The organism is Bacillus sp. OTU2372 (assembly GCF_038440275.1).
Classification (GTDB): domain Bacteria; phylum Bacillota; class Bacilli; order Bacillales; family Cytobacillaceae; genus Neobacillus; species Neobacillus bataviensis_B.
In genome coordinates, this window is sequence record NZ_JASATK010000001.1 from 904,402 (window position 1) to 924,015 (window position 19,614).

The following is a 19,614-nucleotide window of genomic DNA, read 5'->3' on the forward strand; positions in this document are numbered from 1 at the left end:
CAGCATGGCTAACATAACGGTACATAGACAGGTTTTTCAAATAAACGATTTGAACCTATGGTATGGAGAGCATCATGCATTAAAGAGTATAAACTTTCCTATAAACAAAAAAGAAGTAACCGCAATTATTGGACCTTCTGGTTGTGGCAAGTCAACCTTTATTAAGACTTTAAACCTAATGATTAATTATGTTCCAAATGTAAGGATGACTGGGGAAATAAATTATAACGGTCAAAATATTCTAAATGAAAAAATGGATCTTGTAGAATTGCGAAAAAATGTCGGGATGGTTTTTCAGAAAGGAAATCCTTTTCCACAATCCATTTTTGATAATGTCGCTTATGGACCAAGAATTCATGGAATTAAAAGAAAAACTCATCTTGATGATATCGTTACTAAATCATTAATGGACGTTGCTCTTTGGGATGAAGTAAAGGACAGGTTAGATGCCCCTGCACTCGGACTTTCTGGAGGACAGCAGCAAAGATTGTGCATTGCCAGGGCACTTGCAACAAAACCAGATGTTTTACTCATGGATGAGCCAACATCCGCACTTGATCCTATTTCAACCTTAAAAATTGAACAATTAATATTAGAGCTGAAAGAAAAATATACGATTGTTATTGTGACACATAATATGCAGCAAGCCTCGAGGGTTTCGGATCAAACTGCGTTCTTCTTAATGGGAGAATTAATAGAGAAAGATAGTACCTCAAAAATATTCTCAAACCCGAGTAATGAACGTACCGAAGGATATATTACAGGAAGATTTGGTTAATAGGGGTGAAAATGGTGAATACAAGATTAAATTTCGATAGTAATTTAAAACAATTAAAAGATATGCTGATAGAGATGGCGCGAAAATCGGAAAATGCTATTAAAGAAAGTATTGATACACTTATAAATCAAGATATTGAAAAAGCAAAAGAAATTATTAATAATGATACGATTATTGATGAACTTGAACATGAAATAAACAATAAAGCGATTATACTAATTGCTAAGGAGTCACCTGTTGCAAGGGACTTAAGAAAAATTATTGTTGCATTAAAAATTTCTTCTGAAGTAGAACGTATTGCCGATAATGCCGTTAATATTGCCAAATCAACATTGCATATTGGGAATGAAAAACATATTAAAGAAATTGTCGACATTCCAAAAATGATGGACCTTGCATTAGAAATGTTAAGTGATTCGTTAAAAGCCTTCCTAACAGAGGATGTAGAGTTGGCAAGAAAATGTGCGGAGAAAGATGATAAAGTAGATGAAATGTATGGAAGGTTAATTAAAGAATTAATGGACTATATACAAAAATATCCGTCACAAACAAATCAAATTACGCAGTTAGCTTTTGTATGCAGATATATCGAAAGGCTTGGGGACCATTCAACTAATATCGCTGAACATGTTATTTACCTTGTAACCGGACAACGTTTTGATTTAAATGCATAATATCTATACTTTTTTAATTAACTTTGGATTAGATAAGGATGATAAAAAGGCTGTCAGACTTAAAAAGAGGGAAGGCAGCCTTTTACATATGCATTTAACATTTTGGCTCTTCCAATTTATAGCCAACTCCTCGAAAAGTTTTTATATATACTGGCTTCTTGGTCTCCTCTTTTATTTTTTCTCTTAAACGGGATATATGGACATCCACAATTCTTGTATCGCTAGAAAAGTCATTTTTCCACACAGCGTTGAGCAATTCATCACGACTTTGAACTCGTCCCTTATTTTTTGCCAGATAAACGAGCAATTCAAATTCCTTTAAAGTTAATTCTATGAGGTTTCCTTTGAAATAAGCTTCAAATTTCATGGGATAGATTATTAATTCACCAATTACAAATTCTTTTTCATCGATTTTTATGTCAGACGCTTCAGTCTGAAACTGGGTTCTTCTAAGAATTGCTTTTATTCTCGCAATGACCTCTCTCGTACTAAATGGTTTAACCATATAATCGTCCGCACCTAACTCTAGCCCTAATATTTTATCAAGTGCGTCATCTTTAGCTGTGAGTATTAATATAGGAGTCATAATCTTTTGTTGTCGAAGTTGCTTACACACTTCCATTCCATCTAACTTTGGCAGCATTAAATCTAATAGAATAAAATCTGGAGACTCCGTTTCAGCAATCCTTTTACCCTCTTCACCATCCATGGCTATTAACACTTCAAAACCTGCCTGGCTTAAATTATATTGAAGTAAAGTAACTATTGATGGTTCATCATCAATCACTAGTATTTTATTTTTCATGATATCCCCCATGGTTTAAGTAATATAGTAATAAATTTCGTAGTTAAAATGTGAGCTCTAAATAAATGATAATTTTAGTTACTGTTTTTTACAATTTAATATGTAGAAACTTTACAAGGAATTAACCTAACTTTACTTACCCTTAACAATCCAGAAACTCCAGATTAATATTTTTTTTATTTAATAGATATGTGAACAAAATGTTTCTAGATACTAGGGGGATAACAATGGGAAAACATATTTTTAGCAAAAAAGCGACTACTATTGCACTAGGACTAGCACTAACTATTCCTGCATTAACACCTGCTGCAGCCGCAGGAAATGGTCATGTTACCATTGATTCCGTAAAGTTTAATGGGATGGAAGCACCGAAAACGATTGATAAAATGGTGCAAACTTATACGAACGCATCTATGGATGTAAAGTATAGTAATGGTGAAGTGAAGAATTTTCCACTATCGTATAAGAGGCTTTTTAAGTCTGAAGATAAGGTAGCCGAGAACAAGGGGAAAATGATTCCTGCAGGCACACCAATCGATGTCAATGGTGACCCAATTATGGATACGAGTGTGGAAGGAAAACCTACATATTATGTATCAGATGCTCCGGATTCTAATAGTTTATTGAACCCAATCCATGGACAACAATACATGGTTACCCATTATGAATACCAAACAATTGATGCTGCCGGTAAATCGGCATATGGTATTGTTCCTGCTTCCATGTCATTATCTACATTGGAACAAAATAAAGAAACTGGGGAATTAACACCTAAAGAGGTTAAGAAAATTGATTTTTCAAGTGTTAATGGATTGTGGATACCATGTAACGGTTCCCTTTCACCATGGAATACACATTTAGGTTCTGAAGAGTATGAGCCAGATGCACGCAGTTTTGAACTGGATCCAAATTCCTCTGCAAGAACAGGGGTAGAAAGTTTTGCTAAGCTTTATTTTGGGGACAAGTCAAAGGCAAATCCGTATTTTTATGGATTCATTCCTGAAATTAAAGTAGATAAATATGGAGAGGCTTCTGTTGCAAAACATTATAGTATTGGCCGTTTCTCTCATGAATTAATGAAGATGATGCCTGATCAGCGTACAGCATTCTTTGGAGATGATGGTTCCTATACAACTATGTTTATGTATGTAGCGGATGAAGCAAAAGATCTTACAGCTGGTACACTATATGCAGCGAAATTCCACCAAACCGGCACAGAGAATGGCGGAGCTGGTAATTTAGAATGGATCAAACTTGGTCATTCAACCGATAAGGAAGTTAAAAATATTATCGACAGCGGCATTAAGTTCAGCGATATTTTTGAAACTTCTGATGTTCCAAAAGAGGGCTTTAAAGCTATCAAGCAATATTCATATGGAAAAACAGAATACTTAAAGCTTAAGCCTGGCATGGAAAAGGCAGCAGCGTTTTTAGAGTCCCGCCGTTATGCAGCACTGCTTGGGGCAACATCTGAGTTTAACAAAATGGAAGGTGTGACCCTAAACGAAAAGGATAAAAAAGTTTACATTGCGATTTCCGATCAAAGTAATGGTATGGTCGAAAATGCTGCCGATCCAGTTGATGATATGAAACTACCAAAAATTAAATCAGGTGTTACTTATCAATTAGATTTAACTGAGGGTCAAAAAGACAGCACAGGTCAAAAGATTAATAGCAAATATGTGGCAGCTAGTATGTCTGGGCTAATTGCAGGTGAAGATATGCCATCAGCAGACACATACGGAAATACAGCGAATGTAAATAAAGTAGCCAATACAGATAATTTAAGCTATTCAGAAGCATTAAGGACCTTATTTATTGGCGAGGATAGCGGAATGCATACCAATAACTTTGTCTGGGCTTATAATGTGGATACAAAGGAATTATCAAGAATTTTATCTGTGCCATCCGGTGCGGAATCAACAGGTTTGTTTGCTGCAGATAACCGTAATGGATTCTCTTATATTATGAGTAATTTCCAGCATCCAGGCGATGAATTAGAAGGTAAGAAGATTACTGCAGTAGATAAAACTGAATTAGAACAGGCGATGGAAAAAGAAATCGGAATTGATCGTACTGGTGGAGTAGGTTATATCTCTGGGTTACCTTCTCTAGAAGACTTACAAAATACAAATCGAGATGTAAAAAGCGATTTAAGTAACAAATAAATCTTAAACAATTAACTCCGGTAATCAGGTTACCGGAGTTAATTGTTCATTAAAAGCCGCATTCCTTCTATTTATATTATCAACTAGGAGCGTTTATATGAAAAAGCGATCGATTATTATATTTATTTGTATTTTTTGTTGTTTTGCAGCACTAGTGTTTTTCGTCTTAGGTGCTAAACTGAAAGCGGCCTCGGCCCAGCCAAATAAAGTTGAAACAAAGGTGTTTCATTTATACGCAGCAGATATGGAACAGGAAGTGGCTCAAGGAACAACACTATATTCTTGGGGCTTTGGTTTATGGGATCCTAAGAAAAATGCTCCGGCTTCTCCGCCTAGTGTTCCTGGGCCTGAAATACGTGTCAAAGAGGGCGATCACGTTAAGGTAGTGTTCCATAATCAGCAAAAAGAAGTACATACGATTCACTTTCACGGTGTCGACAATAGTTTTGCAGGGGATGGAACACCTGATATGAGCCAACATCCAACCATGAAAGGAGATTCCTTCACCTACGAATTTGATGCTAAACATGCAGGTACTTATTATTATCACTGTCATGTTGAACCGGATCGGCATCCTGAAATGGGTTTATATGGAGCATTTATCGAAGAGCCAAAACAAGCCAAATATAAGACAGATGGGGAATTTACTTTGCTCCTTTCAGAAAGGGATCCACTTTTAAGTTTAGCCGAAGGAACAGAAGCGCATCAATATGTGGGTACGGCAGCTGAGCATCTTCACTTGGCTGGTGATTATGATACAACCGAACGAAAAGCAAAGTACTATATGATAAATGGTAAAGTATATCCAGAAATACCACCTCTTCATGTGAAAGAAGGAGGCACCTATTTGATCAGGTTAATTAATGCGGGTTCAGAGGTTCATACCTTTCACACCCATGGACATCATTTTAAAGTGGTAGCTTCTGATGGTCGTGACATCTCCAATCCGATGTCTAAGGATTCCATTACGATTGGGCCAGGTGAGAAATATGATCTATTGCTGAAAGCGGACAATCCTGGTATTTGGCCGATTCACTGCCATATGGGACCTCATGATACACATGGAATGCATATGATGATGGTTTACGATAAGTACCATGACAAAATGAATCATGGCAGCACAAGCCCTGTCAGTGATATAAAACACCATTTGGCATTACTTAAACAATATCAATTTGAAAAAAACTATGATTCAATGAAACCAGAAATAAAGGGAATTATTCAGGGAATACAAGGGTTTTATAGTATCGCATCGTCTGATCATTTTGAAGAGTGGACTGCGCTCGATAATGCAGCAGCTACAGTAAATAAGCTACTGAACAGTACTTTGAATCAAGCGGCTTTACAAGATTCAATTAATGACCTTGAGCAAAAGATAAATACCATGGAAATAGGTTTACAATCAGGAGATCCAAGCTAATCTTCTTAAAAGAAGTTATTATCATTTAAAAGAACTCAATTGATTTATTGGGTTCTTTTCTTTTATTAGTATATCTTTGACTGAGAGTTAAGGGCAAAAAAAATAACCTTAAAGTAAAGAGGTTATTTTTTAGACTTAATGAATTTGTTTAATGCCAGATAAACGAATAGAATGAAGGACTTGTTTTTCATCTATTAACGAAATAACTTGTTTTTTGAGATTTAGATGATAGACCCGTCCTTTAAGGCTCCGTAAAATTCCATTTCGATAGTACTCAATCGTAATCATTCCACCTTGAGCTAACTTTTGTAGGAACATTTAGTATCCTCCTCCTTTTAGTATGGCTTTATATAGACCAATTATAAGGAAGGAATTTTAAGGAATGATGAAGCAATTGTTAAAAAAATATTAAAATAACGATGTAAAGATGATTTAACTACTGAAATTATAGAATTCAAAATGAGGGATAGTCTTAAAGATATAGATAAATAGTTTGAATTTTGTTTATTTATCTTTTACATTGCCTTGTTTAACTTTTACAATGGCTAAATTATAGCTTAATAAAAGAATAGTATCCTATTAGAGTATTAAGGAAGGGATGAGAGGAATGTTAAAAAAGCTTAGAAAAAAGAAAAAGTTGCTGGCGGGACTTACTTTAAGTACCATGCTATTGGGGTCAGCTGGGGCTTACGCTGCACAAGAAAGCGGGTTTGGAAGCAATTTAGTAGGTAATCAAGCAGATGGTTCTGTACAAACACCTGTGAATCAATTGATTACACCTGCTGGAAAGCAAATTGAATTTGGCGGTAACCCGATTACGGTTGCAGTTAATCCAAATGGGAAAACAGCTGTAACCATCGTTGGCCGAAGCAATTACGGCGGCAAGGGGATCAATGTTGTTGATCTTGCAACAGGAAAATTAACTGTCAAAGATTTATCTTTAGGTCTTTCTAGTATGTGGGGATTAGCGTATTCAAAAGACGGAAATCAGTTATATGCTACAGGATCTTCAGGCGGCAAAGGTAAGGTTGTGGTGATGTCTGTTGGTGTAGATGGAACTCCTGCTATCCAAAAAACTTATACTCTTCCAAATCCAGCTGTTGGTGGAAATATCAACCCGCTTGATCTAGCAGTTGGAGCACAAGGCCAGCTTTTAGTAGCACTTAACCGTGACAACAGCCTTGGTGTCATTGATCCTCAAACCGGAGCATTGACAGCAAAAATTGCTGTGGATAATGCCCCAACAAGCATTTTAGTAGATGGAAATACAGCTTACGTAACCAACCAGGGCGGAAGGAAAGCTAAGGCTGGAGATACGACTGTTGACTCATCTGGAACTCAAGTGGTTGTAGATCCAAAAACAGGAGCTACTTCTACTGGAACGGTATCCGTTATTGACCTTACTACCAACACCGTTACTAAAACGATTGAAGTTGGCGTACAGCCAGAGCGTATGACGCAGTCAGGCCAATACATATTTGTAACCAATACAAATAGTGACACAGTTTCGGTTATCGACTCCAAAACCAATACAGTTGTACAAACCATTGACATCGAACCATATCCAGATGCTCATAAAGGTGCGGCTCCAAACGCTGTCAAAGTAGTTGATAATAAATTAATGGTCAGCCTTGGCCGCGATAACGCGATTGCGGTTTATGATTGGCAAGGCCCTGATAAGACACCTGAATTGCAAGGTCTTTTACCCACTGCTTGGTTCCCTGTTGATATTGCAGTAGACAATAAAAATAAAAATTTAGTAGTAGTAAATGCCGATGGTATTGGTTCACAAGGTCCGGCCCGTGATTTAACGATTCAAGGGGTCAAAGTAACTGGACACTCTTCTTACGCTCAGGTTGGATCGTTATCATTGATTCCTTTCCCTTCAGCGGAAGACCTTGTTAAAGGAACAAAGCAAGTATATTCAAACAACAACTGGTATGGCATAAAGAACCGAAATGCCGAGGCTCGAAATAACAAAAAACCAGTTGCAATGCCAGAGCGTATTGGCGAGCCATCTACTATTAAACACGTATTCTATATTGTAAAAGAAAACCGTACGTATGACCAAGTGCTCGGAGACTTAGGTAAGGGCAATGGGGAAGTGGGATTAACGCAGTTCCCAAGAGCTGTTACTCCAAACTTCCATAAATTAGCTGAAACTTATCCACTATTAGATAATTTCTATGTTTCCGGTATTCAGTCTGCCAGCGGACACCAATGGGTAATGCAGGGTACAAACACAGATTATGAAGATAAAGAAACAGATGCAGCGAACGTTCGAAGCTATCCGGGTGGAGCTGGAGACCCAATGGCCTATGCACCTACCGGACATTTATGGGATCAAGCAATCAAACAAGGTTTATCCGTAGAAAACTTTGGCGAAGACACTACTGATTTTACCGGTACAGCACCGCGTGGAAGTTGGACTGATTGGTATAATGATTCCTTAATCCTTTCTGGTCAAAAGCAAGGCCAGTTGCATGTTCCAATTGGCAACTATGAGGCGAAATATGATATTCCGTCACTCGGGCCAATTACACATAAGCCGTTCCCTACATTTGATATGGGCATTCCAGACCAGTATCGTTTTGAAATTTTCAAGCGTCAGTTTGAACAACATGTAAAGAATGATGATTTACCGGCATTGAACCAGTTGTGGATCACAAATGACCATACAAACGGTACTGCTACAGGGTCTCCTACACCCCAGGCAATGGTAGCGGATAATGATTTGGCTGTTGGTAAAATTGTCGATTTAATTTCTCACAGTAAATATTGGAAAGATTCTGTTATTATTGTTACTGAAGATGATGCACAAAATGGTCTTGACCACGTGGATGGGCACCGTGAACCTGCGTTTGTCATCAGTCCATGGGTGAAAAAAGGTGTGACAAACAGCCACTATTGGACAGTTATTAACATGGTTCGCAGTATTGAACAAATCTTGGGACTTCAGCCTATGAATCAGAACGATGCAGCTGCGGAACCAATGAGCGAAATCTTTACAAATGAACCAGACTTTACTCCATATAAAGTAGAGCAAAACCAAATACCGCTTGACACCTTAAATGGCCAGCCAAATGCAAATACGGCAGCACTAGCTAACACAGAAAAGGTGACACCAGAGGCTCAGGAACTTTCGAAAAAATGGACAGAGTGGTCCAATAAAAACAAAGAAAAGTTAGTAGGTAGAAATGCATCACCGGATGAAACCAACGCTAATATGCTTAATCATGCCGTTTGGTATGCGACCAAAGGTTTTGATAAGCCATATCCAGGTGAGAAAAAGGTTCAAGCACCTGAAGAGGTAGAGAAGCAGCCTGAAAGCTTTGCTCCATCACCTGCTGACAATGATTAATAGCTTATTCTACTATTTTAATAGGGATTGCTGTAAAGGTATGTAGAAACACAAAAATAGCTATCCGAGAGGATAGCTATTTTTGTTAAAACCTACAGATTTTTCACTATGCCAATCGTGGTAGGTGGTAGTTACTGAATGAAACTATTCACCAATGGCACCATCAAATCCTAGAAATTCGCTACATTATAATACATATAGAGGGGGAACGTTTTCGGGCGAAATTTTGCCTGGATAAGTTTATATGAAACGATTGATAAATGAAACCATGAAGCGTGCGATTTTGATTGTAACCTTAATTGGTCTGATACTTGTATGGGGTGGTATGTCTGCATGGCAGATCCAGAGGGATTATTTACCAGAAATTAATAATTCCACCCTGTCGGTGACAGTTCGTGCAGATAATTATCAGGCGGAACAAGTAAAAGCCCAGATAACAGGACCGATACAGCAGGCAGTCCGGGTAGTAGAAGGTCTTGAAGATGTGGAAACCACCTCCTTTAACGGTGGGGCATTAATCAGTTTAAACTTTCCCATGAGTTATGACATGGAACAAGCCGAAGAGCAGGTATCACAAGCCTTAGATACGATTAAACTTCCTGCTGGGACTGAAAAACCGTTAGTAACACGTCTTAGTACCCATTCCATGCCGATTATTCGTATGAGTCTGATGGGGTCTTCTGCCAATATTACAGAAAATACACTTCGCACGGCGATTCAAGAAGATTTTGTTAATCGATTAAAAACCGTTCCAGGGGTAAAGGATGTGCGGGTATCCGGAGGTGGAACAGCGGGATATGCTGTTAAACTAAGGCTCGAGGATTTAAAAAAAGCCGGGCTTTCTGTCAATGATGTAAAACGCTCACTTGCAGAAAACTACATAACTGGAATAGAGGGAAAGGTATCAAATAATCAGGTATCGATTCCTGTTCAAGTGACGGGCTGGGGATTCAACCAACAGGATCTCATGCAGCTTCCTATTGGTAACGGAGAAGGCAAATCCGTTCAGCTTTCTAATGTGGCTGACATCTCAAACTCCATTGTGAACCTTGAGACCATTTCAAGGACGGACGGAAAACCAAGTGTTCTTTTGGATGTGTTGAAAACTTCTTCATCCAATATCACAGATGTATCTAGTAGGGTAAAAAGTACAATGAAAGATATTCCTGCTTTGAAAAATAAGGATATCCAAGTTTCCATCCTTTTTGACCAAGGCGAGCAGGTTAATGCTTCATTAAAGGGTCTGATCAAGGAAGGTTTATTAGGCTGTTTATTTTCAATGATTTGTGTATTTCTATTCTTCCGTAAAGTCCGTTCTACTTTACTAATTGCCCTTTCACTGCCCATTTGTTTATTAGCGACAACAGGATTATTAAAGACGATGGGAGTCAGTCTCAATCTACTGACCGTTTCAGGACTGATTGTTGCCATGGGAAGAGTGGTTGATGACTCGATTGTTATTCTTGATAATATGAACCGGAAGGTCAATGAGGCTCATGGCAAAACCAGTGTTCAATTGCTAACTGATGCAGTTTGTGAAATGATTCCGGCGATTGTTTCGTCCACTGCTACCACCGTTGCTGTTTATGTTCCGATTGCCTTGATTGGAGGATTGGTGAGTTCAGCGTTTTCCGGATTTGCTTGGTCAGTGGTGATTGCCTTAGTCATTTCCTTACTTGTCTCCATCTTAGTTGTACCCGTTCTTTACAACTTTTTTTGGCGGGGAAAACCAGTTTCGAGGGATGATGATTTTGAGGGAATATCTCATAAAGTTCTATCCTGGGTGTTCAATCGTAAAAAAATAGTGGTGTCTGTTTGTCTTGCATTATTTATGATAGCGTCAGCCGGGGCCGCCTTTCTTCCAGTGAACTTTTTACCAGCGGCGAACAGCAATAGTCAAATTGGGGTACAAGTAGAAATGCCGCAGAATACTTCTCTAGTAGAAGTCGACACTGAAGTGAAAAGAATCGAATCAATTCTCGAAAGTAATCCAAAAGTGAAATCCTTTTCTTCAGGTCTGGGTTCATCCTTCATGCCACAGTCAGATGATGTATTTGATGCAGGAGGAGGGTGGCTTCAGAAACCCAACATCGCTAATTTGTCGATTATGGTAAAGGAAGGTACAAATGTCAATGCCTTAATTACAAGTTTGCAGGAGCAACTAAATTCATTGTCTAGCAAAGCTGTCTTTACGGTTTCGAATCAAAATATTGCAGGGGATGATTCCCAGTTAAAAATAAATCTTTCCGGAGCTGATAGCCAGACGCTGGAAACCATGGCGCAAACCATACGCAGCCAGCTAAAACTCGTTCCTGGATTATCCATACAGGGGGCTGCCGATGTTGATGATCATTCAACTCAATATGAGATTACGCTTAATCGAAAAGCCATCGAACATTATGGCATAAAACTCGATGATGTTTTAGAACGGATCCAGCAATATACTGCTGAAGGAACAAAAGGGTTTATCTCCATTAATCAAAATACCTACCCGGTTGTCATTCATACTGATAAACAGAATGGGAACTCACAGGATATTTTTTCATTGCTTGGAAGTGAGGTCTTCGTAGGTAAGGATGAGCAGAAAGTGAGTTTGGATCAGCTTGCTCTATTAATGCCTGCAGGAACTTCCGTGATTCAAGAAAAGGACGGACATCCATTTGCAGTAATTACAGCCAATATCATTTCAAGTGATATTGGCCATGTGACGAAACTAGTTAAAGATCAACTTAAGAAAATTCCGTTGCCGGATGGTGTTGATTATTCCTTTGCAGGTGCCCCGGAGCAGGTATACCAAATGATATTTGAAATGGCGATTGCGTTATTCTTCTCCATTTTGCTTGTTCTTGTCATTATAAGCTCTGTTTTTCAGGGATGGAAAGCACCCTTGTCAGTTCTAATCTGTATTCCATTAGCCTTTATTGGATCTGTTATTGGAATGTTTATTTTTAGGCTTGAATGGAACCTTGCAGCATTAGTTGGATTATTGATGTTAACAGGTATTGTGGTTACAAACGGAATTGTATTAGTGGATAAAATTGAGAGAAATCTAAGAGAAGGATTTGAGCCAAGTAAGGCCATTATTTTGGGAACCGCTGCAAGAGTTAGACCAGTATTAATGACAGCTGGAACCACTATATTAACTCTATTGCCTTTAGCTATATCAGGTAACGGGGATGCGATCATTTCCCAAACACTGGGTGTAGTGGTGGTAGGTGGAATGATCAGTTCAACACTTATTTGCCTGTTAGTTATTCCGATTATGTATCAGTGGATTAGTGGGAATCAGAATCATTCAAAGTCAAAACACGACCAAGAACTTTCAGCATAAAATGAATTTATTTAAGTTGGTATAGTAGAGCGGAACTGAATCGTTCCGCTTTTTCCTATTCTATTTCCAACTTACAGAGATATCTTTTAATAATTAAACTATTAATATAATAAAAATTAGACTTTTACAAAACCTTTACATTCACTTCAAACTCAATTAATAATCATGGTCTATATTTATAACTGTAAGGAAAACAAATAGATTCATATAATAATATGAATCAAAATAGGGGGAAATAAAGCAAATGAAACGAATCAAAAATTTAAGCCTTCTTACATTATTAGCCGCAGTAATGGTTTTCATGGCTGCTTGTGGAGGCGGTACATCAACTGACAAAACAGAGGGTAGCACTAGCAAGGACACTCCTAAAACTGAGGAAAAGAAAGAACTTTCAGGTTCACTATCTATTTCTGGTTCGTCTGCAATGCAGCCATTAGTAGCAGCAGCTGCTGAAGAATTCATGGCTCAAAATCCAAAAGTTGATGTTCAAGTACAAGCTGGTGGATCTGGTACAGGTTTATCACAAGTTGCAGAAGGTTCTGTACAAATTGGTAACTCAGACGTATTTGCCGAGGAAAAAGAAGGTATTCCAGCTGATCAGCTTGTTGACCATAAAGTAGCTGTTGTAGGTATGACTGCTGCTGTTAACCCTAAAGTCGGTATTAAAGATATTAAAAAAGAAGATTTAATCAAAGTATTCACTGGAAAAATTACTAACTGGAAAGAACTTGGCGGAAAAGACCAAAAAATCGTTCTTGTAAACCGTCCTGACTCTTCAGGTACACGTGCAGTATTCAATAAGTTTGCTCTTGATGGTGCAACTCCTGCTGAAGGAATCACAGAAGACTCTTCAAACACTGTTAAAAAGATTATTAACGAAACAGATGGTGCAATTGGTTACCTTGCATTTTCATACTTCACTGATGATTCTGTAACACCTCTTTCCATTGATGGTGTTGAACCAACTGCTGAAAATGTACAAACTGGTAAATTCCCTGTATGGGCGTATGAGCACTCATATACAAAAGGTGAAGCTACAGATCTTGCTAAGGCATTCCTTGATTTTATGATGTCAGAGGATATTCAAAACAATCTTTTAAAAGAACAAGGATATCTACCTGTAACAAAAATGGATGTAGAACGTGATGCTAAAGGAAATCAATCAAATAAATAAGAATGATGCCCCTAAAAAAGGTAAATGCTGAACGCATTTACCTTTTTTTGCGCCTTAAGTAGTATGTTCATTTATCGGAAACTGAAGGACTATTTTGTACTTTTTTTCTAGATAAAATATGAAAATGCACATTATCGAATTGAATTCTATTTTTTACTTCCCAGCTTCACCGAAATATGTAAGCCATATTGTATTACTTTTTCGATGAGAAATCGCTGCCTTTCCACCGATAAATTGAAGTTAACATAACCGATGCTGAGCGCTCCTATTAGTTCGTTCGAGTGATTGAAGATAGGAGCTGCAACCGAGGAGGTGCCTTTTGTTTTTTCCCCATGGCTTTCCCCATAGCCTTGTTTACGAATAGTTTCTAGCAGCTGTAGGAATGATTCTGAATCTTTCTCTGTAACTAATTCATTTACAATTTTTAGGGCTTCGTCCTTAGGCATATTTGCTAGCATAACCTTATTAGCAGCACCGATATTCATCGGGATTCTTAATCCCAGTTGATCATAAATCCGGATGGGGTTATGAGGGCAGTCAATTCTCTCCATCAATAAAGCCTCTAAGCCTATTGGTTTGCTAAAGTAAACACTCTCTTCCACTTCATGCATTAACTTCTCCATTTCGGGACGAATCAGCCCTACAAAATCAAAGGTATCATACATCTTTAAGCCATATTCTAACCATGTATTCCCCATTGAATATAGTTTTAAATCCGGATCCTGTTGGACTAGTCCGTGTTTGATCATTGATTGTAATAGACGATGCATGGTACTGACTGGCAGTTTACATTCCTTAGATAAATCTGTTATAGAATACCACCTTTTAATATCGCTTTCATTAAGTACTTTAATTACCTGCATTGCTCGGTCAATTGTTTGCATGAATCCCACTCCTATCATGTCTCTTTAGATATCTTATATAAAATAATCTGTAAATTCAAAATATATTGACATGTAATTTTCTTTACTATAATATCATATTATAAATTTCCATTGTAAGAAAGTGCTTTCCACTATGCGGAAAAGAAAGGAGAGGTTGACTTGGTTTCGTCAATGTATAAGAAACTTAATAAAGTCATTATGAAACATCCTAAGGATGCTTTTATCAATCAAGAACATTTGAGTAATGAATGGAAAAAATTCAATTACATCCATGAACCAGATTACATAAAGGCACATCAAGAATTTGAACAGTTTCTTGCTATTATGAAAGAACATGTAGCTGAAATTGAGTTTTTACCTGCTACAGAAACAGTAGGATTAGATTCTCTTTATGCCCATGACCCTGTAAAATTCACCACAAAAGGGGCGATCATTTTAAAATCAGGGAAAAAGCTGCGTCAGCCGGAGGCAGAAGCATATAAAAGTTTTTTACATGAAAAGAACATTCCAATTTTAGGAGAACTCACCGGTGATGCAGTGGCTGACGGAGGAGACCTAGTTTGGCTGGACGATCGCACCTTGTTAATTGGCCGAGGGTATCGTACCAATGATGAAGCTATCCGCCAAATTCAAGAAATCACAAAAGATTTAGTGGATGAATGTATAATTGTTCACTTGCCACATGCTCATGGAGAAGAGGAATGCCTTCATCTTATGTCTTTCATTAGTATCGTAGATGAAAATCTAGCAGTGGTTTATTCCAGATTAATGCCTGTCTTCCTAAGACAGTTACTTATCAAGCGCGGCTTTAAATTAATAGAAGTGCCGGATGAAGAATATGATCGGCTTGGCTGTAATGTACTTGCCTTAGCGCCAAGAGTTTGCATAATCGTGAGTGGAAACCCAAATACGAAGCAACAATTAATTGATGCAGGCGCAGTTGTTTATGAATATGACGGAAATGAAATCTCTTATTTAGGGACAGGCGGACCAACGTGTCTTACATGTCCAGTTGTTCGTGAATAAAAATAGAGGAGGACGAATCATGTATAAAAATACGATTGTAAAAATACCAGGTGAAACTTATGTAAATGGGCTAACCACTTCCAATCTGGGAAGACCAGAATTAGCAAAAGCATTAGAACAGCATAAAGCTTATATTCGTGCGCTAGAAAAATGTGGAACGAAGGTAACGGTTCTCCCAGATAATATCGAATTTCCAGATTCCACATTTGTGGAGGATACAGCGGTACTGACTTCTAAATTTGCTGTTATTTCAAACCCAGGGGCTCTTTCACGGAACGGAGAAATCCATGATATGGAACCTGTTATCAAGTCTTTCTACGAAACTATTTATTATATTAAAGCTCCTGGTACTCTTGATGGGGGAGATATTTTACAGATAGAGGAACATTTTTACATTGGTGTTTCTGCGAGGACAAACTTAGAGGGTGCCAGACAATTAAAACAAATTTTTGAATCCGAGGGATATAAGGCAACGATTATTCATTTAGAGAAATTTTTTCATCTAAAGACAGGAATCGCCTATTTAGGGGACCAAACCATTGTTGTTGCTGGAGAATTTATTGACCATCCCGATTTCAAATCTTATAAAAAAATTATTGTTCCTCGTGAAGAGGAATATGCGGCCAATTGTGTCCGCGTAAATGACTTTGTCATAATTCCCGCAGGCAACCCTGTGACGAAACAAAAAATCAATGAAGCCGGCTATCAAACCATTGAACTTGAAATGTCTGAGTTTCGAAAGTTGGATGGCGGATTAAGCTGTCTGTCACTGCGCTTTTAGTAGACTGCAAATTAAGAGGGGTGGGAGAGAGGATGGGAAATCAAGGGGTTCAACAAGAACAATTAAATCGGTCTATGAAACGGCGCCATTTATTCATGCTTTCTTTAGGGGGAGTCATTGGAACTGGTTTATTTTTAAATGCTGGTTATACGATTAATCAGGCAGGAGCAGGTGGTGCCTTAATAGGGTATATATTTGGCGGCATCATTTTGTACCTTGTCATGGTGTGCTTAGGGGAGCTTGCTGTCTATATGCCTGTTACTGGATCATTTCAAACGTATGCAAGTAAATTTATTAGTCCATCGGCCGGCTTTTCTCTGGGGTGGATGTATTTCATAGGTTCTGCGACTACTGCAGGAGTAGAATTCACGGCAGCAGGAATCCTTATGAAGCGATGGTTTCCAGATATATCTGTTTGGGTTTGGTGTGCGATATTTATTCTCCTGTTATTTTTATTAAATGCCTTAACGACAAGAGGATTCGCTGAAGCCGAATATTGGTTTTCTGGAATAAAAGTTGTAGCCGTGATCTTTTTTATCATCATAGGTGTTGGGGCAATAGTTGGAATTATTCCATTGGAGGATAGGCCTGCTCCTTTAATGCACAACTTAGCACCCACTAGTTTATTCCCTGCTGGGATTGCCATTCTCTTTGTCACAATGATGAATGTTATCTTTTCGTATCAAGGTTCAGAGTTGATTGGCATTGCAGCGGGTGAGAGCGAAGAACCTCAAAAGAATATACCTCGTGCTATTCGCAACGTGTTAGTAAGAATTATTGTCTTTTATCTTGCCTCTATTATCATTTTATCAGCCATTTTTCCAACGAAAGAGCTTGGATTACTAGAAAGCCCATTCGTGACTTTAATGGACCTGGCTGGAATTCCATTTGCACCAGATATTATGAACTTTGTCATTCTGACAGCCATTTTATCAGTAGGGAACTCATGTATCTATGCATCAACCCGGCTATTGTGGGCAATGTCTCATGAAGGAATGGCACCGAAAGTGTTTGGGAAATTATCCAAACGGAAGGTCCCGTTTTCAGCCCTCGTCTTTACCATGATTTTTTCATTATTATCTTTGTTAACAAGTGTAATTGCTGCTGATACAGTTTTTGTATTATTGATGTCTATTGCCGGAATATCGGTGACCATCTCATGGATAGGAATTGCCCTTTCCCAATTTATGTTTCGCCGAAAATACCTGCGGCAGGGTGGGAAATTAGAGGATTTACAGTATAGAGTTCCCTTCTACCCACTAATTCCTCTCATTTGCATTGTATTTTGTGTTTCAATATTAATATTCTTAGCATTCGATCCAACCCAATTAATAGGACTCCTCATCGGACTAGGATTCCTGGTTATTTGCTACTTTTCCTTCTATTTCAAAAATAGGGTGTCAGGCACCACAAATGTACACGGTCCATCACAGGTGGACAGTGATCTTTCACAAAAAAATTAAGCACAATTTTTAATATATTGAAATACTACTTTATTAAGAATTGATTTCAAAGGAGTAAAAGGATTATGGAGCAGCTTAGGTGGGGAACACCGGACAAATTAAGAGGATTGTTGTGTGAACTAGTCAGTTGGCATAGTATGACATTAACGGAAGGTGAGCGTGAATTTTCCGGCAAAGTTCAGGCGAAGCTGAAGGAACTCCAATACTTTCGTGACAATCCTAACAAATTGGAACTGAATGAAGCGGATTTGGGTCGTCGCTTTTTAACGGCGTTATATACGCATAAGGAAGTTAAGGACACGATCGTATTAATCAGTCATTTTGATACTGTAAATACTGAAGAATATGGGGACCTTCAGCCATTTGCCTATCAACCTGAAGAGTTGACAAAATTACTTTTTGATAGAATTGATGAATTACACGGCGATGCACAAGTGGATCTTCTATCGGGTCAATATTTATTTGGACGCGGGACAATGGACATGAAAATGGGACTTGCGATGCACATGGGGTTACTGGAAAAAGCATCAGTTGAAAAATGGCCGATTAATCTCCTGTTGCTCACCGTCCCTGATGAGGAGGTTAACTCCTCGGGTATGCGAGCAGCCATACCAAAACTATTAGAACTAAAAGAAGAGTACTGTCTCCACTATAAACTTTTCTTAAATGGGGAGCCAGTCTTTACACAAGAACCCGGTGACAGAAGTTATTATATTTATTCTGGATCAATCGGAAAAATTATGCCGTCCTCACTCTTTTATGGGAAAGAAACACATGTAGGTGAGCCGCTTAGCGGTATTACTGCACCATATATTGCTTCATTTTTGACTCAGCGCATGGAATGGAATTTGAGCCTGCAGGAAAATGTGATGGGAGAATCCACACCGCTTCCTGTGACACTTCAGCAAAAGGATTTACGATTGGAATACTCCGTTCAAACCCCATACCGCTCAGCAGCATTGTATAACGTTTTTTTAATGAAACAGAAGGCAGAAGAAATAATGGAGAAATTTGAAATAATCGCTCAAGAAGCTGCGATAGCATGCAATCAATCCTATCAAGGTGTTTGTCTTAAGCAATCCGTCAAGCCCGTCGGAGTAGTCCGAGTTTTGCGTTTTGAGGATCTACAGTCGCATGCAATTCGAAAATTCGGCCGTGAATTCGTTGAGAAAGTGAAAACAGAGGTGCAAGCTAACTCCAACTGGGATGATCGTGAAAAATCCTTACGAATTACCGACAGCCTGATGATTGAGTGCCAAGAACTCGCACCGGCGATTGTGTTAATGTTTGCACCTCCTTATTATCCAGCAGTTAATTCATCTGACGATCATCTTGTTAACAAATGTGTTAAATATGTAAGGGAAAAAGGACTGGAGAAATTTGCTTTACCAGTCAAACAAGTTCATTATTTCAATGGAATCAGCGACTTAAGCTATGTAAATTATCAAGATGATGGAAAAGGCTGGACTGCCTTTAAAGACAATACACCGGTATGGGGAAGCAGCTATACCATCCCTTTTGATGAAATGGCAAAACTACAGGCTCCTGTCTTAAATGTCGGGCCGTTTGGCAAAGATGCCCATAAACGGACGGAGCGACTACACATAAAAAATGCCTTTGAAGAGGTTCCATTCCTTGTTGAAGGAATGATTAAAATGATTTCTTCATATAAGATACCGTAAATGAAATAACTAAATTGAACTGCACCGATTCTGGGAGCAGTGTTTAATCAATGAATAATTGAATTAA

At 38.3% G+C, this 19,614-nt stretch carries 14 protein-coding genes; 11 read left to right on the forward strand and 3 right to left on the reverse strand.

Features of this window, described 5'->3' with window-relative positions; genetic code table 11:
- The first annotated feature begins 4 nt into the window (after positions 1-4).
- Entirely contained in the window at positions 5-778 is a 774-nt protein-coding gene (pstB, locus tag AAHB15_RS04295; RefSeq protein ID WP_144562241.1) for a phosphate ABC transporter ATP-binding protein PstB, read from the forward strand.
- Between the two features lie 11 nt (positions 779-789).
- Positions 790-1,452 (forward strand): phosphate signaling complex protein PhoU, encoded by a 663-nt coding sequence (gene phoU, locus AAHB15_RS04300; protein ID WP_335573429.1) that lies wholly within the window; start codon positions 790-792, stop codon positions 1,450-1,452.
- Positions 1,453-1,546: 94 nt separating this feature from the next.
- Here phoU and AAHB15_RS04305 read toward each other — a convergent pair whose 3' ends face one another.
- On the reverse strand, positions 1,547-2,257 hold the full coding sequence (locus AAHB15_RS04305) for a response regulator transcription factor (protein WP_342041800.1): 711 nt from the start codon (positions 2,255-2,257) through the stop codon (positions 1,547-1,549).
- A gap of 227 nt (positions 2,258-2,484) precedes the next feature.
- On the opposite strand from AAHB15_RS04305, the gene AAHB15_RS04310 reads away from it, so the two are divergent.
- A complete protein-coding gene (locus AAHB15_RS04310) occupies positions 2,485-4,425 on the forward strand; it encodes a PhoX family protein (protein ID WP_342041801.1) in 1,941 nt (646 codons plus the stop codon).
- 97 nt (positions 4,426-4,522) lie between these two features.
- Positions 4,523-5,845, forward strand: a complete 1,323-nt coding sequence (locus tag AAHB15_RS04315) for a multicopper oxidase family protein (RefSeq protein WP_342041802.1) — start codon at positions 4,523-4,525, stop codon at positions 5,843-5,845.
- 135 nt (positions 5,846-5,980) lie between these two features.
- Here AAHB15_RS04315 and AAHB15_RS04320 read toward each other — a convergent pair whose 3' ends face one another.
- Positions 5,981-6,163 carry a YolD-like family protein gene (locus AAHB15_RS04320; protein WP_098530605.1) on the reverse strand — a complete coding sequence of 61 codons (183 nt, stop codon included), beginning with the start codon at positions 6,161-6,163 and terminating at the stop codon, positions 5,981-5,983.
- Between the two features lie 289 nt (positions 6,164-6,452).
- Between AAHB15_RS04320 and AAHB15_RS04325 the strand changes: the two genes are divergently transcribed.
- From AAHB15_RS04325 to AAHB15_RS04335, 3 genes are all read left to right on the forward strand, one after another.
- Positions 6,453-9,206, forward strand: coding sequence for a bifunctional YncE family protein/alkaline phosphatase family protein (locus AAHB15_RS04325; protein WP_098530606.1), 2,754 nt, complete (start codon positions 6,453-6,455; stop codon positions 9,204-9,206).
- A gap of 244 nt (positions 9,207-9,450) precedes the next feature.
- On the forward strand, positions 9,451-12,537 hold the full coding sequence (locus AAHB15_RS04330; protein WP_342041803.1) for an efflux RND transporter permease subunit: 3,087 nt from the start codon (positions 9,451-9,453) through the stop codon (positions 12,535-12,537).
- A 244-nt stretch (positions 12,538-12,781) separates the two neighbouring features.
- Positions 12,782-13,711 carry a phosphate ABC transporter substrate-binding protein gene (locus tag AAHB15_RS04335; RefSeq protein ID WP_335573391.1) on the forward strand — a complete coding sequence of 310 codons (930 nt, stop codon included), beginning with the start codon at positions 12,782-12,784 and terminating at the stop codon, positions 13,709-13,711.
- 146 nt (positions 13,712-13,857) lie between these two features.
- Here AAHB15_RS04335 and AAHB15_RS04340 read toward each other — a convergent pair whose 3' ends face one another.
- The gene (locus AAHB15_RS04340; protein ID WP_144562233.1) at positions 13,858-14,595 is read right to left on the reverse strand and encodes an IclR family transcriptional regulator; all 738 of its coding nucleotides are present in this window, start codon (positions 14,593-14,595) and stop codon (positions 13,858-13,860) included.
- Between the two features lie 171 nt (positions 14,596-14,766).
- On the opposite strand from AAHB15_RS04340, the gene AAHB15_RS04345 reads away from it, so the two are divergent.
- The 4 genes from AAHB15_RS04345 (at position 14,767) to AAHB15_RS04360 (ending at position 19,547) form a co-directional block, all read left to right on the forward strand.
- On the forward strand, positions 14,767-15,621 hold the full coding sequence (locus AAHB15_RS04345; protein ID WP_342041888.1) for a dimethylarginine dimethylaminohydrolase family protein: 855 nt from the start codon (positions 14,767-14,769) through the stop codon (positions 15,619-15,621).
- A 19-nt stretch (positions 15,622-15,640) separates the two neighbouring features.
- Positions 15,641-16,402 (forward strand): dimethylarginine dimethylaminohydrolase family protein, encoded by a 762-nt coding sequence (locus AAHB15_RS04350; protein ID WP_342041804.1) that lies wholly within the window; start codon positions 15,641-15,643, stop codon positions 16,400-16,402.
- Positions 16,403-16,434: 32 nt separating this feature from the next.
- Positions 16,435-17,865 carry an amino acid permease gene (locus AAHB15_RS04355; protein WP_342041805.1) on the forward strand — a complete coding sequence of 477 codons (1,431 nt, stop codon included), beginning with the start codon at positions 16,435-16,437 and terminating at the stop codon, positions 17,863-17,865.
- Between the two features lie 65 nt (positions 17,866-17,930).
- Positions 17,931-19,547 (forward strand): M20/M25/M40 family metallo-hydrolase, encoded by a 1,617-nt coding sequence (locus tag AAHB15_RS04360; RefSeq protein WP_342041806.1) that lies wholly within the window; start codon positions 17,931-17,933, stop codon positions 19,545-19,547.
- Positions 19,548-19,614 lie beyond the last annotated feature (67 nt).